This is a genomic window from Streptomyces sp. NBC_01317 (assembly GCF_035961655.1).
Lineage (GTDB): Bacteria > Actinomycetota > Actinomycetes > Streptomycetales > Streptomycetaceae > Streptomyces.
The window spans coordinates 2,908,781-2,932,327 of the sequence record NZ_CP108393.1 but is presented as its reverse complement, the minus strand read 5'-3'; the positions used below and the strand labels follow the sequence as shown (position 1 = coordinate 2,932,327).

General features: G+C 72.6%; 24 protein-coding genes and 1 pseudogene. 12 read left to right on the top strand and 13 right to left on the bottom strand.

Annotated elements, in window-relative coordinates; genetic code table 11:
* Positions 1–50 precede the first annotated feature (50 nt).
* The 6 genes from OG349_RS12305 to OG349_RS12280 all read right to left on the bottom strand — a co-directional run bounded on the left by OG349_RS12305 (position 51) and on the right by OG349_RS12280 (position 5,734).
* The gene (locus OG349_RS12305) at positions 51–788 is read right to left on the bottom strand and encodes an ABC transporter permease (protein ID WP_327234643.1); all 738 of its coding nucleotides are present in this window, start codon (positions 786–788) and stop codon (positions 51–53) included.
* Positions 785–1,732: an ABC transporter ATP-binding protein gene (locus tag OG349_RS12300; protein WP_327234642.1), complete on the bottom strand. Its 948-nt coding sequence runs from the start codon at positions 1,730–1,732 to the stop codon at positions 785–787. Before OG349_RS12300 ends, OG349_RS12305 begins: the two co-directional genes overlap by 4 nt.
* Positions 1,733–1,897: 165 nt before the next feature.
* Complete coding sequence (locus tag OG349_RS12295; protein WP_442806240.1) at positions 1,898–4,009, bottom strand: hypothetical protein; 2,112 nt, start codon at positions 4,007–4,009, stop codon at positions 1,898–1,900.
* Positions 4,010–4,199: 190 nt separating this feature from the next.
* Positions 4,200–4,610, bottom strand: a complete 411-nt coding sequence (locus tag OG349_RS12290; protein ID WP_327234640.1) for a DUF6113 family protein — start codon at positions 4,608–4,610, stop codon at positions 4,200–4,202.
* Positions 4,607–5,494: an N-acetyl-1-D-myo-inositol-2-amino-2-deoxy-alpha-D-glucopyranoside deacetylase gene (gene mshB, locus OG349_RS12285; RefSeq protein WP_327234639.1), complete on the bottom strand. Its 888-nt coding sequence runs from the start codon at positions 5,492–5,494 to the stop codon at positions 4,607–4,609. Before mshB ends, OG349_RS12290 begins: the two co-directional genes overlap by 4 nt.
* 45 nt (positions 5,495–5,539) lie before the next feature.
* Positions 5,540–5,734 carry a hypothetical protein gene (locus tag OG349_RS12280; RefSeq protein WP_161310061.1) on the bottom strand — a complete coding sequence of 65 codons (195 nt, stop codon included), beginning with the start codon at positions 5,732–5,734 and terminating at the stop codon, positions 5,540–5,542.
* A gap of 157 nt (positions 5,735–5,891) precedes the next feature.
* Between OG349_RS12280 and OG349_RS12275 the strand changes: the two genes are divergently transcribed.
* From OG349_RS12275 to OG349_RS12265, 3 genes are read left to right on the top strand one after another with little or no spacing between them, the layout of a single operon-like run.
* The gene (locus OG349_RS12275) at positions 5,892–8,102 is read left to right on the top strand and encodes a S9 family peptidase (protein WP_327234638.1); all 2,211 of its coding nucleotides are present in this window, start codon (positions 5,892–5,894) and stop codon (positions 8,100–8,102) included.
* Between the two features lie 41 nt (positions 8,103–8,143).
* Positions 8,144–8,728, top strand: coding sequence for a TetR/AcrR family transcriptional regulator (locus OG349_RS12270; protein WP_327234637.1), 585 nt, complete (start codon positions 8,144–8,146; stop codon positions 8,726–8,728).
* A 52-nt stretch (positions 8,729–8,780) separates the two neighbouring features.
* On the top strand, positions 8,781–9,743 hold the full coding sequence (locus OG349_RS12265) for an SDR family NAD(P)-dependent oxidoreductase (protein ID WP_327234636.1): 963 nt from the start codon (positions 8,781–8,783) through the stop codon (positions 9,741–9,743).
* Positions 9,744–9,786: 43 nt separating this feature from the next.
* Here the strand turns inward: OG349_RS12265 and OG349_RS12260 are convergent, their stop codons facing one another.
* Positions 9,787–10,635 (bottom strand): transglutaminase-like domain-containing protein, encoded by an 849-nt coding sequence (locus tag OG349_RS12260; RefSeq protein ID WP_327234635.1) that lies wholly within the window; start codon positions 10,633–10,635, stop codon positions 9,787–9,789.
* Between the two features lie 51 nt (positions 10,636–10,686).
* Positions 10,687–11,691 carry a GNAT family N-acetyltransferase gene (locus OG349_RS12255; protein WP_327234634.1) on the bottom strand — a complete coding sequence of 335 codons (1,005 nt, stop codon included), beginning with the start codon at positions 11,689–11,691 and terminating at the stop codon, positions 10,687–10,689.
* A gap of 141 nt (positions 11,692–11,832) precedes the next feature.
* Here OG349_RS12255 and fdxA point away from each other — a divergent pair, with 141 nt between their 5' ends.
* The gene (gene fdxA / locus OG349_RS12250; RefSeq protein ID WP_003985062.1) at positions 11,833–12,153 is read left to right on the top strand and encodes a ferredoxin; all 321 of its coding nucleotides are present in this window, start codon (positions 11,833–11,835) and stop codon (positions 12,151–12,153) included.
* A gap of 133 nt (positions 12,154–12,286) precedes the next feature.
* Positions 12,287–13,381, top strand: coding sequence for a succinyldiaminopimelate transaminase (dapC, locus tag OG349_RS12245; RefSeq protein ID WP_327234633.1), 1,095 nt, complete (start codon positions 12,287–12,289; stop codon positions 13,379–13,381).
* A 90-nt stretch (positions 13,382–13,471) separates the two neighbouring features.
* Here dapC and OG349_RS12240 read toward each other — a convergent pair whose 3' ends face one another.
* Entirely contained in the window at positions 13,472–13,924 is a 453-nt protein-coding gene (locus OG349_RS12240; protein WP_327234632.1) for an ATP-binding protein, read from the bottom strand.
* Positions 13,925–14,212: 288 nt separating this feature from the next.
* Positions 14,213–15,205: a hypothetical protein gene (locus OG349_RS12235; RefSeq protein ID WP_327234631.1), complete on the bottom strand. Its 993-nt coding sequence runs from the start codon at positions 15,203–15,205 to the stop codon at positions 14,213–14,215.
* Positions 15,206–15,296: 91 nt separating this feature from the next.
* Here OG349_RS12235 and dapE point away from each other — a divergent pair, with 91 nt between their 5' ends.
* On the top strand, positions 15,297–16,376 hold the full coding sequence (gene dapE, locus OG349_RS12230; protein ID WP_327234630.1) for a succinyl-diaminopimelate desuccinylase: 1,080 nt from the start codon (positions 15,297–15,299) through the stop codon (positions 16,374–16,376).
* A gap of 146 nt (positions 16,377–16,522) precedes the next feature.
* Positions 16,523–17,272, top strand: a complete 750-nt coding sequence (locus tag OG349_RS12225; RefSeq protein ID WP_161307084.1) for a TIGR00730 family Rossman fold protein — start codon at positions 16,523–16,525, stop codon at positions 17,270–17,272.
* Positions 17,273–17,277: 5 nt separating this feature from the next.
* On the opposite strand, the gene folP is transcribed toward OG349_RS12225, so the two are convergent.
* The gene (gene folP / locus OG349_RS12220) at positions 17,278–18,147 is read right to left on the bottom strand and encodes a dihydropteroate synthase (RefSeq protein ID WP_327234629.1); all 870 of its coding nucleotides are present in this window, start codon (positions 18,145–18,147) and stop codon (positions 17,278–17,280) included.
* A 173-nt stretch (positions 18,148–18,320) separates the two neighbouring features.
* Between folP and OG349_RS12215 the strand changes: the two genes are divergently transcribed.
* Together OG349_RS12215 and OG349_RS12210 are read left to right on the top strand one after the other, a co-directional pair.
* A complete protein-coding gene (locus tag OG349_RS12215; RefSeq protein WP_327234628.1) occupies positions 18,321–18,674 on the top strand; it encodes a DivIVA domain-containing protein in 354 nt (117 codons plus the stop codon).
* Positions 18,671–19,264: a DNA-3-methyladenine glycosylase I gene (locus OG349_RS12210; RefSeq protein WP_327234627.1), complete on the top strand. Its 594-nt coding sequence runs from the start codon at positions 18,671–18,673 to the stop codon at positions 19,262–19,264. Before OG349_RS12215 ends, OG349_RS12210 begins: the two co-directional genes overlap by 4 nt.
* A gap of 391 nt (positions 19,265–19,655) precedes the next feature.
* On the opposite strand, the gene OG349_RS12205 is transcribed toward OG349_RS12210, so the two are convergent.
* Positions 19,656–20,459 carry an enoyl-CoA hydratase/isomerase family protein gene (locus OG349_RS12205; RefSeq protein ID WP_327234626.1) on the bottom strand — a complete coding sequence of 268 codons (804 nt, stop codon included), beginning with the start codon at positions 20,457–20,459 and terminating at the stop codon, positions 19,656–19,658.
* A gap of 298 nt (positions 20,460–20,757) precedes the next feature.
* Between OG349_RS12205 and OG349_RS12200 the strand changes: the two genes are divergently transcribed.
* Positions 20,758–20,925 (top strand): DUF3117 domain-containing protein, encoded by a 168-nt coding sequence (locus OG349_RS12200; protein WP_003966491.1) that lies wholly within the window; start codon positions 20,758–20,760, stop codon positions 20,923–20,925.
* Between the two features lie 130 nt (positions 20,926–21,055).
* Here the strand turns inward: OG349_RS12200 and OG349_RS12195 are convergent.
* Positions 21,056–21,722: pseudogene (locus tag OG349_RS12195) on the bottom strand (O-methyltransferase).
* A gap of 141 nt (positions 21,723–21,863) precedes the next feature.
* Here OG349_RS12195 and sigE point away from each other — a divergent pair.
* Together sigE and OG349_RS12185 are read left to right on the top strand one after the other, a co-directional pair.
* Positions 21,864–22,622, top strand: coding sequence for an RNA polymerase sigma factor SigE (sigE, locus tag OG349_RS12190; protein ID WP_202534187.1), 759 nt, complete (start codon positions 21,864–21,866; stop codon positions 22,620–22,622).
* A complete protein-coding gene (locus tag OG349_RS12185) occupies positions 22,619–23,473 on the top strand; it encodes an anti-sigma factor family protein (protein WP_327234625.1) in 855 nt (284 codons plus the stop codon). Before sigE ends, OG349_RS12185 begins: the two co-directional genes overlap by 4 nt.
* Positions 23,474–23,547: the final 74 nt, after the last annotated feature.

The window sequence follows — 23,547 nt, the reverse complement described above, 5'->3', positions numbered from 1 at the left end:
CTGGCGGGACTGCTCCGGTGGCTGCCCGACGGGCGCGAAGGTCTTCGTACTCACGCCTTCAGTGTGTCCTTACGGTAGAGCCAGGCGGCGCCACCGGCGAAGAGCGCGAAGTACGCGACCAGGATCGCGACGTCCTTGGGATGCGGCGAGCCGCCCAGCTCGACGGCCTGGCCGAGGGCCGCGTAGGCGTGGGTGGGCAGCCATTCCGCGATGTTCTGGAGCCACTGCGGATACGTGGTCGTGGGCAGCCACAGCCCGCCCAGGACGGACAGCGCGAAGTACAGGATCATCGTGACCGGCCGGACCGCGTCCCCCGAGGCGAGGTAGCCGATGGCCACCCCGAGCGCGGCGAAGACCAGGCTGCCGGCCCAGATGACCCCGGTCAGCGCGAGCCACTGCCAGACCTCCAGGCGCACGCCCTTGGAGACCCCCGCGACGACGAAGACGATCAGGATGGACGGCAGCGCCACCACACCGGAACTCGCGATCTTGGCGAGCACGTAGCCGCGCCCCGGCAGGGCGGTCAGCCGCAGCTGGCGGACCCAGCCCTTCTCGCGCTCCTTGGCGATCTTCTCGCTGTTGCCCATCAGGACGGCGGTGAGGGCGCCGAACGAGGCCATCGCGACCATGTAGAAGGCGCCCAGGGACAGGTCGGTGCCCGGTACCTCGCCGTTGTCCTGGGGGCCCGCGATGACCAGGAACAGCACGGCCGGGTAGATCACGGAGAAGAACATGAACTTCTTGTTCCGCAGGGTGCGGGTGATCTCCAGCTTGATCAGGGTGTTCACGCGGTCCTGGCCTCCTCGGCCTCGGTGAGGGCGACGAAGGCCTGCTCCAGGCCCAGCCCGGCGACTTCCAGGTTCTGCGGGTAGAGACCCGCCCGGTACAGCGCGTGCACGGTCGCGTCGGCGTCGTGCGACTGGATCCGTACGGTGGTCCCCGACACGGACAGCGTGCTCAGGAACGGCAGCTCACGCAGGTCGTTCTCATCGATCACGCCGTGCTCGCCGGGGTCCAGGTCGAAGGAGATCCGGCGGGCGCCCGCCTTCGCCTTGATCTCGGCGGCCGTTCCGCCGGCCAGCAGCCGGCCCTTGTAGAGGACCAGCACCCGGTCGGCGATCGCGTCGGCCTCCTCCAGGTAGTGAGTGGCGAAGAGGACCGTACGGCCCTGGTCCGCCTGCTCCTTCATCGTCGCCCAGAAGGCCTGGCGGGCGGTGACGTCCATGCCGGTGGTCGGCTCGTCCAGGACGATCAGGTCGTTGGCGCCCGCGGTGGCGAGCGCGAAGCGGACCCGCTGCTCCTGGCCGCCGGAGAGCTTGTGGACCATACGGTCGGCGATCTGCGTGATCCCGGCCCTGGCCAGCACCTCGGAGACGGGATACGGCTTGGGGTGCAGGTCGCAGGCGAGCTTGACCAGCTCCCGTACCCGGACCTCCTCCATCAGCCCGCCGCTCTGGAGCATGGCCCCGACCCGGCCCGCCGCGAGGGCCTCCTGGGGGCTCGTACCGAACAGGGTCACCGTGCCGGAGTCGGCGTTCCTGAGGCCCAGGAGCAGGTCGAGGGCGGAGGACTTGCCGGCGCCGTTGGGGCCGAGGAGCGCCACGGTCTCGCCCGGGTGCAGCGTGAGGGACAGGCCCGCGACGGCGTGCACGGCGCCGTACCGCTTGTGCACGTCCTCGAAGCGCACGACGGACGTCGTGGTCGTGGTGGGGGGTGCGGTGGTCGTCGTCATGGACTCATCGTGGCGCCCGGGGCCGTACCGGCGTCAGTGTCCCGGGTCGTGGACCCGGTATGACATCCGTCATTTTCCGCACACGTCTTCGGGTCCCGGGGAAAGGGCGGAGCCCCCGCCCGGTGGGGGGCGGGGGCTCCGGGGTGAGCGGGCGCGGGGCCGTCGTCAGCTCGGGTCGAGGTTGATCTCCTGCGTGCGCTCCGCGGGCGTCTTGCCGCGCAGCGCCTTCTGCATCGCGAGGGCCACGTCCGCGGAGTTGACCGGGTGCTCCTGGCCGTCGGCGCGGGTGATCGTGATGCCGTCGAAGACGCCTTCGAGCAACTGGTCGATGGCCTTCCGGTCGTAGTACTCGACCAGCTTCCCGTCGACCGCCTTCATGGACAGGATCTGGGGGAGGGACCTCGCGGGACCGAACTGGATCTGCTTGCCCCCCGCCTGGATCGTGACCAGGTCGGACATCGCGGGCTCGGCGAACTCCTTCATCGCCCGGTCGATCTCCGCCTGGCTTATCACCGGCTGGCGGGTGGTGACGGGCAGCTCGACGACCGTCACCTTGCCCGTCTGGACCTGCGCCCGGTACGCGTCCTGCACGGACAGCATGGACCGCTTGACGTCCAGGGACTCGCCGGCCTTGCCCGGTACGGCGACGGCCTTGCCCGGCTCGAACCTGATCGTGCCCTCCCTGGCGGAGCCCGAGACCCCGGCCAGGTCGGTGAGCGCGACGCTCAGCTTCTCCTCGTCCACCGGGATCACCGGCTCCACGATCCGCTTGCCGCCGAAGAGCGAGCCGATCACCGACACGGGGTTGTAGTCGCTGCCCGCGGCGTTCCTGACGGTCGCCTGGCTGTCCAGCGTGAGGCCCGCCTTGTCCGGCGGCAGCTTCTCCGTCTTGCCGCCGACACTCAGCCGCATCGGCGTGGCGGCCAGCTTGCCGAGCCGGGTGTCGAGCGTGTTGACCGCCTCGTCGCGGGTGCCGCCGCCGATGTCCACCCCGAGGACCGTGGTGCCCTTGGGGACCGCGGAGTGGTTCATCAGCAGGCCCGCGCCGTAGAGGCCGCCGGCCACCACGACCAGCGCGACGGTCAGCAGGACCAGCTTGGATCGGCCCTTCTTCTTCGGCGCCGGGGCGGCGGCGGCCTTGGGGCGCGGGGTGGCGGACGGGCCGCCCGGCGCGGCGGGGGTGCCGCCGGTGCCGCCGGGGAACGACGGCATCGCCTGGTCGGCGTCGTGGGCGCGGCCCGACGGGTCGTCCGGGTGCGCGGTCCTGCCGGGGGGCGGGCCGCCGGCGCCCGGGGCCGAGCCCGGGAACGGCGAGCGGTGCTCCGGCGGGACCACGGGGATGCCGCTGGTGAGGGTGTCGCCCGAGACATGGCCGGCGCCGGGCGACGGCTCGGGGGCGTGGACCTGCGGGGTCAGCACGGCGGTGTCGTCGGACATCCGCGGCGGACCGCCGGGACCCCCGCCGAACGCGCCGGGACCCTGCCCGCCGCCGGGGGCGCCGTGGCCGGTGCCCGGCGGGGTGAAGGCCGAGGGCGGGGTGGTCAGCGGCGAACTGCCCGTGACCGGTCCCGTGGTCGGGCCGTTGGGCCCGTCCCCGGTCGGCCGGAAACCGCCCGGCGGGGTGGTCCCGCCCGGGGTGAAGGCGTTGCCCCCCGCTCCGGGGCGCGGACCGGCCCCGGTGTCGAGGTCGCCGAGGGAGCTGTGCGGCGTCTGCCGCTGCCCCTCGGGGTGGTACGGCAGCTCGGGACGGCCCTCGCCAGCGCCCTGGCCCGCCGGGGACTGGCCCGGGGTGCCCGCGACGGCGGCCGCTCCCGCGCCCATGCCGCCACCGGGCGGGGGCGCGTTCGACGCCTTGCGCGGCGCGAACCAGTCGCTGGGGGGCTTCCCCGCGCCGTCCTCCGCGGCCCCTTCGGCGCCCGCGTCGGCCTCGTCCTGCCGCTCCGGCCCGGCGTCGGGGCGCGCGAACGTGCCCGTCTGCTCGGCGGCGGCCGCGCCCCGGCCGTCCGTGCCCTCGCCGTCGGCCATGGGCGTACGCATCACGACAGGGGGGATCGGCCGCGAACCCGGGATGTTGATCCGGATGCGGGTGGTCAGCGTGGTCTCGGTTCTGGGCTCGTCCGGCTGGGGGACGGGCATGACGCCGGTCTCCTCCGAGGCGTCCTGCTGGGGATGCGGCGACGGATACTGGCGGGATCCGTACGGCGGTGTCCCCGAGGGGTACGCTGCTCCGCCGCGCCCCTGGGGCCCGGAGGACGAACTGTCAGTTTCACGACTCAAAGCAGGTTCTCCCGGTTGGCTCCGCCGCCCGTTCTTACTGGCACTCAACTTCTCGGTCCCCCATGCAGGAGGGGACGGCCCGGAGCGCGCACCACCATACTGGGCTGCGCCGGCCCGTAACCGACGACCGTACGGAGCGAGAGCCCCGGCGGTGTGACGGACACGGTCAATTCAGCAGCAGACGGGCGCGTCACTTCCCAAGTCGGCCGGACTTCGAGCCCGGTTGCGGCAACCGCGACATGGTGGCACAGATCACAGCCACCACCATCCCGCCGAGCAGGTAGACGAGCGGTCCGAGGCCCGCGGCGAAGGCTCCGTCCCCCTCAGGTCTGCCGATACTCAACAGGATGACCGCCACCAACCAGCCCGCGGCAGGGGCTCCGACGCCCAGTTGCGTGCCGGTTACCCACATCCCGCCGGTGAAAACTCCCGCCGTGGCGACCAGTGCCAGCACCAAACCGCCCGGGAACCAACCGCCTTGGACGAGCGAGCCGGCGATCCCCACCACGGCGCCGAGCACCAGCAGGAGGAGATAAGCGGTGATACGTCCCGGTCCTGCCGGTGTGGTGCCGTACGGACCGGGTTCGCGCCGCCCGCTCATGCGACCGTACCCGCGAACAGGTCGGTCTCGCGCACACCCGCGGGCGCCCCGGACGTCCCGTGCGCCAACTGGTAGTACTCCGTGGTGAAGAGCGGCTGCCCGAGGTCGTTGGAGAGGGCGAAGAACGGCCCGTCCACGGCGATTTGGGTGGCGTGGGCGCGCATCGCGGCCGTTTTGCGGTCCGCGTACGCCGAACCGTCGACCTCCGCGGTGATCTCCGCGTCGTCCACCACACCCGGTACGTCGCCGACCTCGGCGACACCCGGGAAGAGGTCACCGGCCGCGCGCAGCCGGGCGAAACCCTCCTCGGCGACCGAGCGCGGCACGCGGTTCCAGTAGATCTTGGCGATGGTGTGGGGCGCTCCGAGATCCGGCCGGAAACCGACGTCGCCGGACAGCTCCGCGGCGCGCGTCGCGACGCGGTGGGCCTGGATGTGGTCCGGATGTCCGTACCCGCCGTCGGGGTCGTACGTCACCAGCACCTGCGGGCGGACCTCGCGGATCACCGCGACCAGGTGCGCGGCGGCGGTGTCCGGCTCCGCGTGCCAGAAGGCGTCCTCACGGTCGTTCTGGGGCAGCCCCGTCATCCCGGAGTCCCTGAACCGCCCCGGGCCGCCCAGGAAGCGGTGGTCGGTGACCCCCAGCTCCTTCATCGCGGCGGCCAGTTCACCGGTCCGGTAAGCGCCGAGACCGCCCTCCCGATCCGCCGCCAGGTGCGCGAGAGCGGGCGGGATGACCTCGCCCTCTTCACCAAGGGTGCAGGTCACGAGCGTGACCTGGGCGCCCTCGGCCGCGTAGCGGGCCATCGTGGCCCCGTTGTTGATCGACTCGTCGTCCGGGTGCGCGTGCACCAGCAGCAGACGGCGGGCGGCTGGATCGGTCATGGAGACAGCGTACGAGGCGGGCTCGGCCCGCCCGACACGCCCCGGTCAGAACTTGATGCCGCCGATCATCCCCGCCACGTTCGTGGTGAGTTCGCTGATGGTGGAGGCCATGGAGGAGCTGGCCAGATAGAAGCCGAGCAGCATGCAGACGACCGCGTGCCCCCCCTTGAGCCCGGATTTCCGGATCAGCAGGAAGACAATGACCGCCAGCAGCACCACCGCCGAAATCGAGAGTGCCACGACGGTTCACCTCCATAAATATTCAGCCCGGACATCGCAGGACGCATGTGCCGACAGGTACCTACCCACCTAGCGCTACGGATCATAACTATCCGTTGGTACGCATTGATCGGTGCACAGCAGCACATGGGGGCGCACGGATACTAGATTCGGTCACATGACCTTGAGGCAGCAGCTCTCGTTCCCGCGTCAGTACGCCAGGACCCAGCGGTTCACGCTGGGTGCCCCACGCGCCTTCACCGTGTCACCCGATGGAGCGCGGGTGGTCTTCCTGCGGTCCGCCGACGGGACGGACCGGGTGAACCGCCTCTGGGTGCTGGACCTCGACGGCGGTACGGCCGCGGGCGGCGGATCCGCCGAGCGGATCGCCGCCGACCCCGCGACGCTGCTCGCCGGTGCCACCGAGCGGCTTTCGGCCGAAGAACGCGCCCGGCGTGAACGGAGCCGCGAAGGAGCGGCCGGAATTGTCGGTTACGCGGTGGACAGCGCGGTCGAGTTGGCCGCCTTCGCCCTGTCCGGGCGGCTGTTCGCGGCCGAGCTGCGCGCCGGGACCGCCCGCGCGCTGCCCGTACGCGGGCCGGTCATCGACCCCCGCCCCTCGCCCGACGGGCGGCACATCGCGTACACGGTACGGGGCGCCCTGCGGGTCGTCGGGGCCGACGGCGAGGGGGACCGGGCACTGGCGGCCCCGGGGGGCGGTGAGGACCCGGAGAACGTCTCGTACGGCCGGGCGGAGTTCATCGCGGCCGAGGAGATGGACCGCTCGCGCGGCTACTGGTGGTCGCCCGAGTCCGACCGGCTGCTCGTCGCCCGCGTCGACACGGCCCCGGTGCGGCGCTGGTGGACGGCCGATCCGGCGCACCCGGACCGGGAGCCGGTGAAGGCCGCGTACCCGGCGGCGGGCACGCCCAACGCGGAGGTACGGCTGTTCCTGGTCGACCTGCACGGGCCGGCGGGCGCGGACGGGGCGGACGGCGAGGACGGCGAAGGCGCCGGCGGGGAGCGTACGGAGGTCACCTGGGACCGGGCCCGCCACCCCTACCTCGCCCGCGTCCACTGGTCGTCGGCGGGCGCGCCCCTGCTGCTCGTCCAGTCCCGTGACCAGTCCAGCGAGCTGTACCTGGCCGTGGACCCGGCCACCGGGGCGACCCGGACGGTGCACCGGGACGAGGACCCGGCCTGGCTGGAGCTCTTCCCCGGAACCCCGGCCTGGGCGCCCGACGGACGGCTGGTGCGGATCGCCGACGAAGGGGGCGCGCGCGTCCTGGTGGTCGGCGACCGGGCGCTCACGGGGGCGCAGTTGCAGCTGCGCGCCGTGCTGGACATCGGCGAGCACGACGTCCTCGTCTCGGCTTCGGCGGGCGAGGAGGCGGCGGAGCCCGAGACCGGCGAGGTGCACGTCTACCGGGTCAACGAACTGGGCATCGAACGCTTCTCGGCGGGCGCGGGGGTGCATTCCGCCGTCAGGGCCGGCCGGGTGACGGTCCTGGTGTCGGCCCGCCCGACCGCCGCCGGGCTCTCCGTCCAGGTGTTCCGGGACGGCAAGCAGGTCGCCTCCGTCGCCTCGTACGCCGAACAGCCGGTGCTCACGGCGGCCGTGACGCTCACGGAGGGGGGCGCACGGCGCATTCCGTGCGCCGTTCTGCTCCCCACGGGCTACCAGGAGTCGGACGGGCGGCTTCCGGTCCTCCTGGACCCGTACGGCGGCCCGCACGGACAGCGGGTGGTCGCCGCCCACAACGCCCACCTCACCTCGCAGTGGTTCGCCGACCAGGGGTACGCGGTGATCGTCGCCGACGGGCGGGGCACCCCGGGCCGCTCCCCGGCCTGGGAGAAGGCCGTCAAGGACAACTTCGTCCTGACCCTGGACGACCAGATCGAGGCGCTCCAGGACCTGGCGGCCCGCTTCCCGCTCGACACCGGGCGGGTGGCGATCCGGGGCTGGTCGTACGGCGGCTACCTCGCCGCCCTCGCGGTCCTGCGCCGCCCCGACGTCTTCCACGCGGCGGTCGCGGGCGCGCCGGTCACCGACTTCCGGCTGTACGACACCCACTACACCGAGCGCTACCTCGGCACCCCCGACGAGGCGCCGGAGGTCTACGCGGCCAACTCGCTGGTCACCGACGACGGCCTGTCGGCCCCGGAGAACCCGGCCAGGCCGCTGATGCTGATCCACGGCCTGGCCGACGACAACGTGGTGGCGGCGCACACCCTGCGCCTCTCGTCGGCCCTGCTGGCGGCGGGCCGCCCGCACGAGGTGCTGCCCCTGACGGGCGTCACGCACATGACGCCCCAGGAGCAGGTCGCCGAGAACCTGCTGCTGCTCCAGGTGGACTTCCTCCAGCGGTCCCTGGGGGCGGGTCGCTGACGCATTAGACAGATGGCTGCAAGTTGTCTAATGTGTCAAGGGTGAACAGTTCAGAGACGGACCCCGACGACCCCAAACGCGCCGCCGTCCTCACGGCCGCCCTCGGGGTGTTCGGCCGGTACGGCTTCCAGAAGACGTCGATGGCGGAGGTCGCGCAGGCGGCCGGCATCTCCCGGCCGGGGCTCTACCTGCTCTTCCCGAACAAGGAAGAGCTCTACCGCGCCACCATGGGCGGCGTCATGGAGCGGGCCCAGCGGGCCATGGAGGCGTGCTTCGACGACGGGACGCTCGGCTTCGAGGAGCGGGTCGTCGGCGCGCTGGACGCGCTGATGGGCCAGTACGTCGACACGCAGGTGGCCAGGGATCTCGGCGAGCTGCTGGAGAACAGCGGCCCGCAGCTGGGCTCCCTGTTCCACGACTACCAGGAGCGGGCCAGGGCGACGATCAGCGACCGGATCGCCGCGCTGGCCCCGCCCGGCGTCCTCACCCCCGAGCTGGGCGCGGACGACGTCATGGACCTCCTCTTCTCGGCCGCCCTCACGTGGAAGCAGACCGCGGCCACCCGCGCCGAGTTCCGCGACAAGGCCGCACGGGCCGTACGGATGATCTGCCGCACGGCGCACTGACCCCGCGCCCCGCCTTCCCGACCAGCACGCCCCTCCCGATCGGAGCACAGCCATGTCCCGAATCACGACCCCCTTCGACGCCCGCTCGACCGCCGCCGAGGTGATCGCGGGCACCGACCTGACCGGCAAGAACGCCGTCGTCACCGGCGGCGCCTCCGGCATCGGCCTGGAGACCGCCCGCGCCCTGGCCTCCGCCGGCGCCCGGGTCACCCTCGCCGTCCGCGACACCGGCGCCGGTGAGCGCGCCGCCGCCGCCGTCAGGGCCACCACGGGCCGCGGCGCCGTCGACGTCGCCCGCCTCGACCTGGCCGACCGCTCCACCGTCGACGCGTTCGCCGCCGGCCGGACGGAGCCGCTGCACATCCTCGTCAACAACGCCGGGGTGATGGCGCTGCCCGAGCGCACCACGACCCCGGAAGGGTGGGAGGCACAGTTCGCCACCAACCACCTGGGCCACGCCGCCCTGACCCTGGGCCTGCACGACGCCCTCACGGCGGCGCAGGGCGCCCGTATCGTCGTCGTCAGCTCCTCGGCCCACCTGATCTCCCCGGTGGTCCTGGACGACATCCACTTCGTCTCGCGCCCCTACGACGGGTGGTCCGCCTACGGCCAGTCGAAGACGGCGACCGTCCTGTTCGCCGTGGCCCTGGCCAAGAAGTGGGCCGCCGACGGCATCACCGCCAACGCGCTGCACCCCGGCGGCATCATGACCAACCTCCAGCGCCACCTCGACGACGCCCAGCTGCGGTACGTGGGCGCCACGGACGAGCAGGGCCGCCGCCTGGAGGTCCCCCCGGGCTGGAAGACCCCCGAGCAGGGCGCGGCCACCTCGGTCCTGCTCGCCGCCTCACCGCTCGTCCAGGGCGTGACCGGCCGCTACTTCGAGGACGTGAACGAAGCCGTCGTTGTCACGGGGGAGGGCGACGGCCGCAGCGGAGTGGCCCCGTACGCCCTCGACCCCGAGGCGGCGGACCAGCTCTGGGCCGAGACGACGAGGCTCCTCGGAAAGTCCTGAGCTGTGCCCCCGCAGGCGAACGACACCGCTCCGCGGACACGCCCTAGTTGAGCATCGCCCGCGCCGCACGCGCCCTGCGCCGTATCGCCTCCGCCGTCGACGGCTCGACCGCCGCCACCACCTCCGCGTACGCCTCCATCTCCGCCGCCCCGGAGAGGAACTCCCCGCGCTGGATCAGCACATGCGCGTGGTCGTAGCGCAGCCGCGCCGGGTGGGACGGCAGGAGCAGCGAGAGTTCGACCGCCCAGAGCGCCACGTCACTGCGCTCCGGGCGGGCGGCGGCCCAGGCGCGGATGTTGTTCAGGACCCGCAGCACGATGTCCAGCGGATCGGCGGGCGAGATCAGGTCGGGAGAGAAGCCGTCCCCGGGGCCGGGCGCGGTGCCCGTGGCCTCCGCGACCAGGTTCTTCGCGTCCTGGCCCGTGAGCGGCCGCCCGCCCGCGAACGGGTCGGCCAGCACCTGTTCGGCGGGATCGCCCAGGCCGATCACAAAATGGCCGGGGAGCGCCACCCCGTACACCCGCGCGCCCGCCCGCCGGGCGACCTCCATCCAGACCACCGACAGCAGGATCGGCAGCCCCCGCCTGCGCCGCAGCACGGCGGGCAGCAGCGAGGACTCCAGCCGCTCGTAGTCGTCGGGGGAGCCGTGGAAGCCGAGGCGCCCGCCCAGCAGTTCGGCGAGGGCCGCCGCCCACGCGCGCGACCCCCTGACCCCGTACGGCAGCAGCCCGGCCAGCCGGTCCAGCTCCGCCTGGGCCGCGTCCAGGCCCGCCTCGCCGAGGGCCGGTTCGCCCTCCGCCCCGATCAGCAGGCACAGCGTGGCCAGGTCGGGGCGCTCCCCGCGTGCCTCCTCGGCGAACCGCTGCCGCCGGCCTGTCGATTCCGGGTCCATGGGCGACTCGTACCCCGTCACGGCCGATACCCCCTCACGACCGGCACCCGCTCACGCCGGCCGGTAGTGGTGGTAGTGGTGGTGGACCGCGAAGCCCATGCCCTCGTACAGCGCACGCGCCCCGTCGTTCCCGGACTCGACCTGGAGCCAGGCCGCCGACGCGCCCTCCTCCAGGGCGCGGCGCGCGAGCGCGGTCATCACGGCCGTGGCCAGGCCCCGGCGCCGGTGGGCCGGGTCGACCTCCACCGCCATAAAGCCCGCCCAGCGCCCGTCCACCACACACCGGCCGATCGCGGCCGGTGCCCCGGCCTCGCCGGGGACGGTGGCGAACCACACCGAGGGCCCGCTGTTCAGCACGTGCAGGACGTGCGGTCCCGGTTCTGACGAGCGCTGGTAGCGGCCGAGCCACGCCTCGTCGCAGGTACGGTCCAGCCGCACCCGTGCCACGTCCGCGTCCCGGTCGCCGAGCGGCGCCAGGGCCGCGATCCGCATCTCGGCGCTCACCTCCGCGTACCAGTCACGCTTCTCCAGCTCCGCGCAGAGCGGCTCCTGGGTGCCCTCGGCGCCGGTCGCGGTCTGGATGTACGGCGGCAGGCCCCGCTCCCCGTACCACCGCCGCACCCGCTCCAGCGCCTCGTCCAGCGGCAGGCCGGCTCCTGGAACGCCGTCCAGGGACAGCACCGAGTTGGCCCTGCGGGTGAATCCGGCGGCGGCCCGCAGCCGCCACGCGCCGAGCGGTTCGCTCTCCACCGGCTGCCAGGCCCGCGCGCCGACGAGCGCCAGTTCCCGGTACGTCGCCGAGGGGCCCCGCCGCCGGGCCGGCGCGGGCGGCACGACCTTGCCCGCGACCAGGGACGATTCCGGGACCCGGACACTCTCGCCGGTCCTTCGTGTGATCAGCAGCACACCGTCGTCCCAGGATGTGAGAACGCCGACCGTGTCGGTGAATTTCTCCGCCGGGCCGCCGTTCTCCGTCAGCTGTCTGACTGATACCCGTTTGCCCACGTCAGCCCGTGTCATACGGACCTCGAACCGTCCGCCGGCGGTGAATTCCACAGCTCGGTACGCCCCTCATGTTCGGATCGTGCCCAGGAACGGAGATACTAGATGCGGGCATCGACGACGCCGCGCTCCCGCGCGCCCGTGGACGGAGCCGCAGATCGGCCCGCCGCCGCCCTATCGAGGAGGAACGACAGCGTGACCTACGTCATCGCGCAGCCTTGTGTCGACGTCAAGGACAAGGCGTGCATCGAGGAGTGCCCGGTCGACTGCATCTACGAGGGCTCCCGGTCCTTGTACATCCACCCGGACGAATGCGTCGACTGCGGAGCCTGTGAGCCGGTCTGTCCGGTCGAGGCCATCTTCTACGAGGACGACACCCCCGAGGAGTGGAAGGACTACTACAAGGCGAACGTGGAGTTCTTTGACGAGCTCGGGTCGCCGGGTGGAGCCTCCAAGCTGGGCCTCATCGAGCGGGACCATCCCTTCATCGCCGCGTTGCCGCCGCAGAACGGCTGACAGCGCGCCCCCCGGTCCCGTACGGCGCGCCCGCCGTACGGGACCGCAGTGTTTCCCGTGGCCGACGCGTGTTCGTCCGTGAAGGAGGAGAGCGTCCGCACGGGAGACATCCGTACGAGAAAGAGTGAGCACCGTGTCCGCAGTCTCTTCGCGTCTCCCCGTCTTCCCCTGGGACAGGCTGGAGCCCTACAAGGCGACGGCCGCGGCCCACCCGGACGGGATCGTGGACCTGTCCGTGGGCACGCCGGTCGACCCGGTCCCCGACGCGGTCCGGCGGGCCCTGTCCGAGGCCGCGAACTCCCCCGGGTATCCGACGGTGTGGGGGACGGTGGAGCTGCGTGACGCGCTCACCGGATGGGCGGAACGGCGGCTCGGCGCGCGCGGGGTGACTCACTCGAACGTGTTGCCGGTGGTCGGCTCCAAGGAACTGGTCGCGTGGCTGCCGACGCAGCTCGGCCTCGGCGCGGGCGACCGCGTCGCGTACCCCCGGCTTGCCTACCCGACGTACGAGGTCGGGGTGCGGCTCTGCGGCGCGGAGCCCGTACCGTACGACGACCCGACCGCGCTGGACCCGGCCGGTCTGCGGCTGCTGTGGCTCAACTCGCCCTCCAACCCCACCGGGGCGGTGCTGGGCCCGGACGAGCTGACCCGGATCGTGGCCTGGGCGCGCGAGCACGGCGTGCTGGTCTTCAGCGACGAGTGCTACCTGGAGCTGGGCTGGGAGGCGGAGCCCGTCTCGGTCCTGCACCCCGACGTCTGCGGAGGCTCGTACGACGGCATCGTGGCCGTCCACTCGCTCTCCAAGCGCTCGAACCTCGCCGGGTACCGCGCGGCCTTCCTGGTGGGTGACCCGGCGGTCCTCGGTGAGCTGCTCCAGATCCGCAAGCACGGCGGGATGATGACCCCCGCGCCCGTGCAGGCGGCGATGGTCGCGGCGCTCGCCGACGACACGCACGTACGGGAGCAGCGGGAGCGGTACGCGGCCCGCCGCGACGCCCTGCGGGCCGCGCTGGAGGCGCACGGCTTCCGCATCGACCACAGCGAGGCGAGCCTCTACCTCTGGTCGACGCGGGACGAGCCGTGCTGGGACACCGTGGCGCACCTTGCCGAGCTGGGCATCCTGGTGGCGCCCGGTGACTTCTACGGGCCCGCGGGGGAGCGTCATGTACGGGTGGCGCTCACCGCGACCGACGAGCGGATCGAGGCCGCGGTGAAGCGGCTCGGCTGAGCGGTCCGGCACGTGTGAAGGGGCCCGGGAAGCTGACAGCTTCCCGGGCCCCTTCACGCCGTCACGGACGCGCCTCGCGCGTCGCGCGGGTCAGCCGATCGGCAGGCCGCCGACCGGCAGCCCGCCGGTGGGGAGCCCCGAGGTGGGCAGGCCGCCGAGCATGGCGGCGGGGGCGGCGCTGCCGGAGGCGGCCGAGGCGGTCTCGCCCAGCACCTCGCCCGCGCTGCCCGCGGTGACACCGGCCAGCTTCTGCGCGGCGGGCGTCAGGGTCTTGCCGGCCGTGCCGACGGTCTTGCCCGCGGCGGGAACGGTCTTCTTGACCGCCTGGCTGCCGGCTTCGCCCGCCACGGCGGTGGTCGTCCGGGCGCCGCTGTCGACGGTGTCACCCACGGCGGCGCCGTCGAGCGCGCTGACGGCGCCGAGGTCGGTGGTCTGCGGCAGCGCCGCGGCGCCTGCGGAGCCGGCCGCACCGACCACGGGAGCTGCGCCCGCCGCGACGAGCAGCGCGGCACGGGCGATCCGACGGGTCAGGGGGAGGGACATGATGCTCCTTTGACGGGAGAGAAACAGTGCTTGTCCGTCGATCGGACACTGTGACAACCCCTCGAAGGGCGGCGGAAGTTGCGGTGCGCCCGGGTAAAGAGTTGGTAATGCGGCGCCGGTCCCGCCCCGGATAAAAACGGGCAATCAGGTGTGTTCCGTCGTGAGTGGCAAACCGTCACTTCCCTGGCGCCGCAAGGGAAGTGACCCGGACGGCCCACCCCGTTCGATTCATCGGAAGAAAGACGGTCCCGGCGGACCCCGGGGGACTCGTGCGGGTGACGGGCCGAACTACCGAGCGGTACGGATCTGCACGTTCGCGGCGTCCTTGGACGCACCACCGGAGCCCGCCCCGTCGTCCGTCCGCCAGCCCTGCCCCGCGTCCTTCGCGCTCCACACCCGGCCCGCGTAGGCGACCTCGTCGATCCGCAGGACCGAGGCCTGCGCCACCGCCCACTGCGCCAGCTCCCAGCCGCGCCGCGCCGCCGCCCCGCCCTTCGCGGCACCGCCGGCAGTGTCGTCCCCCGTGTCCCGGGTGATCCCGGCGTCCGACTTCACGACCGCCCCCACCGGCACGAACACCTCATGGGCGGGCGCCCCCGCCGACACGCTCGCGTCCTTGGGAAGCACGCCGGGACCGAACGACCGCACCAGCTCCGCCCGTACCTTCGCCGGATCACCCGGCACCGCGCTCTCCAGCGACGAACAGGTCAGCGCCGCCGCCGCCCGGCCGGTCAGCGCGGCCGACAGCAGCGCCGCGTCCGGCTCGTGCTTCGCGTACGCCTGCGGGAAGCCGCTGCGCTGGACCCGCTGCGCGGCCTCGGTCAGCGGCAGCCGCGAATAGCCCGGCACCTTGACCAGGTGGTCGTAGAACTGCCCCGCCGCGTAGACCGGATCGAGGATCTGCGCCGTCGTACCCCAGCCCTTGGAGGGGCGCTGCTGGAAGAGGCCCAGCGAGTCACGGTCGCCGTGCCCCAGATTCCGCAGGGCCGACTCCTGGAGCGCGGTCGCCAGCGCGATCGTGACGGCCCGCTCCGGCAGCCCGCGCGTGGTGCCCACGGCGGAGATCGTGGCCGCGTTGGCCGCCTGCTCCGGCGTCATCTCGTACACCGGACCGCCGTCGCCGCTCCCCGCGCCCGCCGCCCGGACCGTGCACCGGGGCGGGCCGCCGCCCCCGGTCACGTACTGCACCACGACATAGGCCACCAGGCCGAGCAGGACGGCGAAGGCGGCCGCGATCCGCAGAGGGCGGCCGCGACGGGAGGGGGAGACGGTGTCGGACACGCGCCCACCGTACTGGAGGGTCCCCCGTCCGGATCGCGTCCGTCAGGGTCCCGTTCCCCCCGCCCCGGACGATTCGTCTAGGGTCCTGTCCATGTCCGACACCCCGCTCGACCTCACCCTGGACGGCCCGGCGCTCACCGCCGCCCTCGTCGACCTCCCCTCGGTCAGCGGCGACGAGAAAGCCCTCGCCGACGCGATCGAGCTGGCGCTGCGCCCGCTGCCGCACCTGACCGTCGAGCGGTACGGCAACAACATCGTGGCCCGGACGAACCGGGGGCTCGGCGAGCGGATCGTCCTGGCCGGACACATCGACACCGTCCCCATCGCGGACAACGTGCCCTCCCGGCTCGACGACAACGGCATCCTGTGGGGCTGCGGCACCAGCGACATGAAGTCGGGCGTCGCCGTCCAGCTGCGCATCGCCGCGACGGTCCCCGAGCCCAACCGCGACCTCACGTTCCTCTTCTACGACAACGAAGAGGTCGCCGCCGACCTCAACGGCCTCGGGCACGTCGCCGAGGCCCACCCCGACTGGCTGGAGGGCGACTTCGCCATCCTGCTGGAGTCCTCCGACGGCGAGGTCGAGGGCGGCTGCCAGGGCACCCTGCGGGTCCTCCTCCGTACGGAAGGCGAACGCGCCCACTCCGCGCGCGGCTGGATGGGGTCCAACGCGATCCACGCCGCCGCGCCGATCCTCGCCAGGCTCGCCGCGTACGAACCCCGCAGGCCCGTGATCGACGGGCTGGAGTACCGGGAGGGCCTCAACGCCGTACGGATCGAGGGCGGCGTCGCCACCAACGTCATCCCCGACTCCTGCACGGTCACCGTCAACTACCGCTACGCCCCCGACCTCGGCGAGGCGGAGGCACTGGCCCACGTCCACGAGGTGTTCGCGGACTGCGGCGTCGCGGAGTTCGTCGTGGACGACCACTCCGGGGCGGCCCTCCCCGGCCTCTCCCACCCCGCCGCGGCGGCCTTCATGGCGGCGGTCGGCGGCACGGCCCGGCCCAAGTTCGGCTGGACGGACGTGGCGCGCTTCGGCGGGCTCGGCATCCCCGCGGTCAATTACGGCCCCGGCAACCCCCTCTTCGCCCACAAGCGGGACGAACACGTGGCGGTCGAGCGGATCACCCACTGCGAGAACCGGCTGCGGGAGTGGCTCACCGCCTGACGTATTGCCGCGTACTCCCGTGTATTCCCGGGCCGGCGGCCGGAACGCCAGGTCTCCGCCCTGCCGACCACCGGAATTTCGCCATTTGTCACGTCCGTGGACCTACCCTTGCCCAGAACCAAGCACCGCAGCGGAGGGAGCAGCTCATGGGCATGCCTGAGGGAGCGCGGAAGCCGGAGGAGCAGCGGCTCGGACCGGTGATCCGCCGCCGGGAACAGGTACAGGCAGGCACGACCGACCAGCGGCTGCTGGACACCGAGGGCGACTCGGAATGGGTGCACACCGACCCCTGGCGGGTGATGCGCATCCAGTCCGAGTTCGTGGAGGGCTTCGGCGCCCTCGCCGAACTGCCGAGCGCGATCAGCGTCTTCGGCTCCGCCCGCACCCCGGCCGGCACGCCTGAGTACGAGGCGGGCACCCGGATCGGCCGCGCCCTGGTCGAGGCCGGATTCGCGGTCATCACGGGCGGTGGCCCGGGCGCCATGGAAGCGGCGAACAAGGGGGCACGTGAGGCGAAGGGCGTCTCCGTCGGCCTCGGGATCGAGCTGCCCTTCGAACAGGGGCTCAACCCGCACGTCGACATCGGCGTGAACTTCCGCTACTTCTTCGTACGCAAGACGATGTTCGTGAAGTACGCGCAAGGATTTGTTGTCCTGCCCGGCGGCCTCGGGACGCTGGACGAACTGTTCGAGGCCCTGACCCTCGTCCAGACGCGCAAGGTCACCCGCTTCCCCATCGTGCTCTTCGGTACGGCGTACTGGGGCGGCCTGGTCGAGTGGCTGAGGAACACGGTCGTGGCGCAGGGCAAGGCGTCCGAGAAGGACCTCCTGCTCTTCCACCTCACGGACGACGTGGAGGAAGCGGTGGCGCTGGTCACCAAGGAGACCGGCAAGTAGATGTCCTACGCCAGTCCCCGGCGGGCGACCGCCGGGGGCCGGTGGCCCGCGATGGACGCCACCATGTCCAGCACCTGGCGGGTCTCCGCCACCTCGTGGACGCGGTAGACCCGCGCCCCCAGCCACGCGGACACCGCCGTCGTCGCGAGCGTGCCGATCAGCCGCTCCTTGACCGGCCGGTCGAGGGTCTCCCCGACGAAGTCCTTGTTCGACAGCGACACCAGCACCGGCCAGCCGGTGTCCGCCATCTCACCCAGCCGCCGGGTCGCCTCCAGCGAATGCCGGGTGTTCTTCCCGAAGTCGTGGCCCGGATCGATCAGGATCCCGTCCTCCCGCACCCCCAGCGCCCGCGCGCGCTCCGCGAGCCCCAGGGTGACGCGCAGGATGTCCGCCATCACGTCGTCGTACGCGATCCGGTGCGGACGCGTCCGGGGCTCGGCGCCGCCCGCGTGCGTGCACACCAGGCCGACGCCGTACCGCGCGGCGACCTCGGCGAGCTTCGGGTCCACGCCGCCCCACGCGTCGTTCAGCAGATCCGCCCCCGCCTCGCAGACGGCCTCGGCGACCTCGTGGCGCCAGGTGTCCACGCTGATCACCACCTCGGGGTGGCGCCGGCGGACCTCGGCGACGAAGCCGACGGTGCGGCGCGCCTCCTCCTCGGCGGACACCTCGGCACCGGGGCCGGCCTTCACCCCGCCGATGTCGATGATCGCGGCGCCCTGCGCGACGGCGTCCTCCACGCGGTCGAGGGCGGGCTCGTCGTGAAAGGTCGCGCCCTGGTCGTAGAAGGAATCGGGGGTCCGGTTCACGATCGCCATGATCACCGGCTCGTCCGCCCCGAATTCCCGCCGTCCCAGCCGCAGGGTCCCGCGCATGCGTGTTTCCTTCCTCACGTCCACTCGCCTGCGACCTTAGACCGCGCGTCCGCCGGGGGGCGGCGGCGCGGGGTGAGTCAGGGCGCCGGCACCCCGGGGCGGCGCCGGGTCGGTCTCCGCCGCGATCCCATGGCACGATCGGCACCGGACGTTTCCTGCCCGGGGAGAAGCACGTGTTCTTGTTCTTGCTCATCGCGATGGTCGTGGTCGTCGCCGGGGTCACCCTCGCGGTGGTCGGCGGCGGGGATCGCCCGGTCCTGCCCGACGTCGCGCCCGAACAGCTGGTGGACCCGCTGCCCGCGACACGCCCGGTCGGCCGCGCGGATGTCGAGGCGCTGCGGCTGCCCGTCGCGCTGCGCGGCTACCGCATGGCCGACGTGGACGACGCCCTCGGCCGCCTCGGCGCGGAACTCGCGGAGCGCGACGCGCGGATCGCGGAGCTGGAGGCGGCGCTGGCGGGGGCCCAGGCGACGGCGGTCTCCTCGCCGGACCTCTTCAAGAAGCCCGGCTGGGAGGGCCCCCGATGACACCTGCCGCGGAGCCTCCGGCGGGCGCGGTGGTGGGGGCGGACGGGCGTCTGCGCTGCCCGTGGGGCACGTCCGCTCCGGACTACGTCACGTACCACGACTCCGAGTGGGGCCGGCCCGTCCACGGCGACGACGCGCTCTTCGAGCGGATCTCCCTGGAGGCGTTCCAGTCCGGGCTCTCCTGGATCACGATCCTGCGGCGGCGGGAGGGGTTCCGGGAGGCGTTCGGTTCCTTCCACATCGCGACTGTGGCGAAGTTCACGGACGCGGACCGTACGCGCCTGCTGGCGGACCCGGGGATCATCCGCAACCGCGCGAAGATCGACGCGACGCTGGCGAACGCGGGGGTCCTGGCGGGGTGGTCGCCGGGTGAGCTGGACGCCCTGATCTGGTCGTACGCCCCCGACCCGACGACGCGCCCGGCGCCCCGGACGGGGGCGGATGTCCCGGCGGTGACGGAGGAGTCGACGGCGCTGGCGAAGGCCCTGAAGGGGCGGGGGGTTCGTTTTGTGGGCCCGACGACGGCGTACGCGCTTATGCAGGCGTGCGGGCTGGTCAACGACCACGTCGTGGGGTGCGAGTTCCGTTGACCGTTGCGGTCACTGATTGTCCTCAATCGCCCGACGGGCTTGATAGTGGCCTCTGCCCGGTACGCAAGCGCGGCTTACCGATGTCCTCAAACGCCGGACGGGCTGGAAGTGGCCCCGGTGGTCTCCAAGGCCGGGCGGGCCGGGGGTTGTCTTGAACGCGGGCGTGGAAGGGGGACGGGCAGGGGTCGTGTCCGGAACGTAGAGCGTGTTTTGTGTCGCGTGACTACCGTGAATGTCCGAAGTCCCCGAACGCGACGTAAAACATGCAGTGCAGGACACGACCCCTGCCCGGCCCCCGGCAACAACCCGCGGACAAAGCCCCGGCCCGCAGCGGGCACAACCAAGCCCGTCCGGCGATTGAGGACAACAGGCCGGCCGCCAGGCCAGCTGGTCAGCGCCCCACAAAGCGCGCCGGCGTCTTCGACAGGAACGCCTCGACCGCGATCCCGTGGTCGTCGGACGAACCCGCCACCGACTGCAACTCCGCCTCCCTCGAAAGCGCCTCCTCCAACGTCCGCCCCGCCCCATACGCCAGCGACTCCTTCAGCGACGCATACGCCACCGTCGGCCCGGACGCCAACGCCCGCGCCACGGCAAGAGCCTCCGCGGCCAGCGAAAGAGCCGGCACCACCCGATGCACCAGCCCCAACGCCAACGCCTCCTCCGCCCCCACGGACCGCGGAAACAGCAGCAGATCCGCCGCCCGCCCCGCCCCGATCAGCCGCGGCAGCGTCCAGGACACCCCCGAGTCCGCCGTCAGTGCCACCCCCGCGAACGCCGTCGTGAAGGACGCCGTGTCCGACACCACCCGGTAGTCCGCCGCCAGGGCGAAGCCGAGGCCCGCGCCCGCCGCGACCCCGTTCACCGCCGCCACCACCGGCTTCCGCATCGTCGCGATCGCGCGGACGATCGGGTTGTAGTGCTCGCGCACCGTCCGCATCGTGTCGTCCGAGCCCCGCTCCCGGTCCGCCGCGCGCAGCGCCATGTGCTCCTTGAGGTCCTGGCCCACCGAGAACGCCCGGTCACCCGCCGCCGTGAGCAGCACACCCCGGACCGCCGGGTCCGCGCCCGCCGTCTCCAGCGTGTCCCGCAGCGCGGCCTTCGTCGCCACGTCGAGCGCGTTCCTGGCCTCGGGCCGGTTGATCGTGATCGTTGCGAGTCCGTCACTCACCTCGTACAGCACGGTGTCGGCCATGATCGGGTCCCTTCGCGGCTCGGGGCAGTCCTGTCCGGGTCCAGCATGGCCCAGGAAAGCCGGCCGCCGGGTCCCGCCGGGTCCCACCAGGTCCCGGCGGCGGCGAAGTATCGCAGGCGGATCGCCGAATTGAGTGGTTTTGCGGAAGCGCGTTGCGCAAGCGATGCCGACCGATGTTGGTCATCGGGTCCCGCCATGCGGGATAATGGCCTGGAAGCAATGTGTTCGATGCCGGTGACACAGCGCCTGTCATGGGGCCGCCGGCGGAGATGAGCTGGTTTCAGGAAGGGGAACGAGCATGGCGGCCATGAAGCCGCGGACGGGCGACGGCCCGCTCGAGGTGACCAAGGAGGGGCGGGGCATCGTCATGCGCGTTCCGCTCGAAGGCGGCGGTCGGCTCGTCGTCGAGCTGACCCCGGACGAGGCGGATGCCCTCGGCGACGCTCTCAAGAAGGTCGTCGGCTGAGCGGAACGCACAGTCTTCGGGGTCGTGCGTCATCCCCGGATCGACACCACAGCTGCCCCGGCACGGATCAGGTCCGCGCCGGGGCAGCCCTTTTCCACCGAGAGACAAAAGACACCGAGAGAGAAAAGACTCAGCCCCGCCGGACCGCGCACAGCAGCCCGTCGCCCACCGGCAGCAGCGCCGACTGGAGCTCCTGGCTCTCCCGCACCGCCCGCAGCAGCTCCCGCAGCCGCAGCACCTCCGCCTGCTGCGCCGCCGAGTCCACCGTGCGGCCGTCCGCGAACATGCCCTCGAAGCAGACCAGGCCGCCGGGCCGCAGCAGCCGCAGCGACTCGTCGAGGTAGTCGAGTGACTCCAGCCGGTCCCCGTCGCAGAAGACGAGGTCGTACCCGCCGTCGGCGAGCCGGGGCAGGACGTCGAGGGCGCGGCCGGGGATGAAGCGGGCGCGGTTGCCGGTGAAGCCGGCCGCGCGGAAGGTCTGCCGGGCGAACTGCTGGCGCTCCGGTTCGGTGTCGACCGTGGTCAGCACGCCGTCGGGCCGCATGCCCTGGAGCAGGTACGTCCCTGAGACACCCGTCCCGGTGCCGATCTCGGCCACCGATTTCGCGTCCAGGGTGGCGGCGAGCAGACGCAGCGCGGCACCGGTGCCCGGTGACACCGAGCGAAGCCCCGTCTCATGGGCCCTGTCGCGGGCCCAGTGGAGTGCTTCGTCCTCGGCGACGTAGGCGTCGGAGAACGCCCAGCTCGTCTGCCGGTTGGCGGTAATGACCCTCTCCTTGTCCCCGTTGGCGGCGCAACGGTGACTGTATCCGCTGCGCCCGGGAACCCGCAGATGGGACCGGACGTTATGAGGGGGCGGGCAGCACGGTGACAAGCGGCTGGGACCGGCCCCATATTCACGTAAAGATTCTTATCCGGAGCTAACGGGCGAGGTGGCTATGGTAGGGGCTCGACTGGACACCACCAGAGCCGATAGGGGAGGTGCGGCTGAGCCTGTGGATCGGGGAGGAGTGCTCTGGCGCTTCCTCGGATCGGCGGGTGAGCCGAGATCCGTGACCAACTTCGCTGACCGTTCTCGCTCCAACGACTCCGCAGTTACGGCGACTTTCGCATCGGATGCGGACGCGCAGGCGTGGACGCCCCCCAGCTGGGAGGAGATCGTCAGCACGCACAGCGGACGTGTCTACCGCCTCGCCTACCGGCTGACGGGCAACCAGCACGACGCGGAGGACCTGACCCAGGAAGTTTTCGTCCGGGTCTTCCGATCACTGTCGACCTACACCCCCGGCACGTTCGAGGGCTGGCTGCACCGCATCACCACCAACCTCTTCCTCGACATGGTCCGCCGCAAGCAGCGGATCAGGTTCGACGCGCTCGGTGACGACGCGGCGGAGCGGCTGCCCAGCCGTGAGCCGTCCCCGCAGCAGGTCTTCCACGACACCCACTTCGACGCGGACGTCCAGCAGGCGCTGGACACCCTCGCGCCCGAGTTCCGTGCCGCGGTGGTGCTCTGTGACATCGAGGGACTGTCGTACGAGGAGATCGCGGCGACTCTCGGTGTGAAGCTCGGCACCGTGCGCAGCCGGATCCACCGCGGGCGTTCCCACCTGCGCAAGGCCCTCCAGCACCGCTCGCCCGAGGCCCGGGCCGAGCAGCGTGCCTTCGTGAGCGTGGCCGGGGAGGGCGGACCGGCGTGAGTGCCACCAGCCCGACCCCCGCCGAACAGCATCTGGGGGACCGACTCGCCGCCCTGGTGGACGGGGAGCTGGACCATGACGCGCGTGAGCGTGTGCTGGCCCATCTCGCGACCTGTGCCAAGTGCAAGGCGGAGGCCGACGCCCAGCGCCGGCTCAAGAACGTGTTCGCACAGGCCGCCGGACCCCCGATGTCCGCGGGCCTGCTCGCCAGACTCCAGGGGCTGCCCGGCGGTTCCTCCGGCCGGGACGACGACGACCCCCGTCGAGGTCTCTTCGACGGGGGCACGTTCGGGAACGGCGTCTTCGGGGTGCGCCCCGGCGGGTTCGCGTACGAACCGGCCGCGGCGCACTCCGGGATGGTCCCGGGCGGCTCCGGATTCCGTATCCACGAGGTCGGGCGCGAGGCGGCGGAGCGTTCCCCGTGGCGCGCACGGCGGTTCGCGTTCGCCGCGGCGAGCGCGGTGTCGTTCGCCGCGATGGCGCTCGGCGGTTCCGTGCCGCTGGGCACGGCGGCCGACGTGCTGCCCCGCGGCGCGGGCAACAATGTGACGCCCCTGCGTGCCCCGGCGGGGAACACGGCCCCGGCGCCCCTCGGCGCGGAGACCGGCCGCCGCTTCGGCGGTGTTCCGCCCTCGGTGTCGCTGGTCCGGCAGGCCCCCTCGGCGCCTCCCGGGATGCTCAACAGCCCGTATCTGAGCAGCCCGTATCTGACCACGCCGTCCCTGGCGCCGTTCCTGCAACCCACGGGCCCGGCCCTCCAGGTCGACGCCCCCTCCGGGACGAGCCCGACGGCGACCCCGCGCCCCTCCCAGCTCGCGGCCCCGACCCTTCCGCTCTCGTCCGCCCGCTGACCGCGTCCTGCGCACCGATTCGTAAACCTGGTTGAATCCTCACAGGGGTGCCCCCGTCGGGGCGCGGAGCGGCA

Excerpts from the sequence above, each read along its gene's own strand:
- OG349_RS12300 (WP_327234642.1), bottom strand. The coding sequence starts at position 1,732 with ATGACGACGACCACCGCACCCCCCACCACGACCACGACGTCCGTCGTG.
- OG349_RS12290 (WP_327234640.1), bottom strand. The coding sequence starts at position 4,610 with ATGAGCGGGCGGCGCGAACCCGGTCCGTACGGCACCACACCGGCAGGA.
- mshB (WP_327234639.1), bottom strand. The coding sequence starts at position 5,494 with ATGACCGATCCAGCCGCCCGCCGTCTGCTGCTGGTGCACGCGCACCCG.
- OG349_RS12275 (WP_327234638.1), top strand. The coding sequence starts at position 5,892 with ATGACCTTGAGGCAGCAGCTCTCGTTCCCGCGTCAGTACGCCAGGACC.
- OG349_RS12265 (WP_327234636.1), top strand. The coding sequence starts at position 8,781 with ATGTCCCGAATCACGACCCCCTTCGACGCCCGCTCGACCGCCGCCGAG.
- OG349_RS12260 (WP_327234635.1), bottom strand. The coding sequence starts at position 10,635 with ATGGACCCGGAATCGACAGGCCGGCGGCAGCGGTTCGCCGAGGAGGCA.
- OG349_RS12240 (WP_327234632.1), bottom strand. The coding sequence starts at position 13,924 with ATGTCCCTCCCCCTGACCCGTCGGATCGCCCGTGCCGCGCTGCTCGTC.
- dapE (WP_327234630.1), top strand. The coding sequence starts at position 15,297 with ATGTCCGACACCCCGCTCGACCTCACCCTGGACGGCCCGGCGCTCACC.
- OG349_RS12225 (WP_161307084.1), top strand. The coding sequence starts at position 16,523 with ATGGGCATGCCTGAGGGAGCGCGGAAGCCGGAGGAGCAGCGGCTCGGA.
- folP (WP_327234629.1), bottom strand. The coding sequence starts at position 18,147 with ATGCGCGGGACCCTGCGGCTGGGACGGCGGGAATTCGGGGCGGACGAG.
- OG349_RS12210 (WP_327234627.1), top strand. The coding sequence starts at position 18,671 with ATGACACCTGCCGCGGAGCCTCCGGCGGGCGCGGTGGTGGGGGCGGAC.
- OG349_RS12205 (WP_327234626.1), bottom strand. The coding sequence starts at position 20,459 with ATGGCCGACACCGTGCTGTACGAGGTGAGTGACGGACTCGCAACGATC.
- OG349_RS12200 (WP_003966491.1), top strand. The coding sequence starts at position 20,758 with ATGGCGGCCATGAAGCCGCGGACGGGCGACGGCCCGCTCGAGGTGACC.
- sigE (WP_202534187.1), top strand. The coding sequence starts at position 21,864 with ATGGTAGGGGCTCGACTGGACACCACCAGAGCCGATAGGGGAGGTGCG.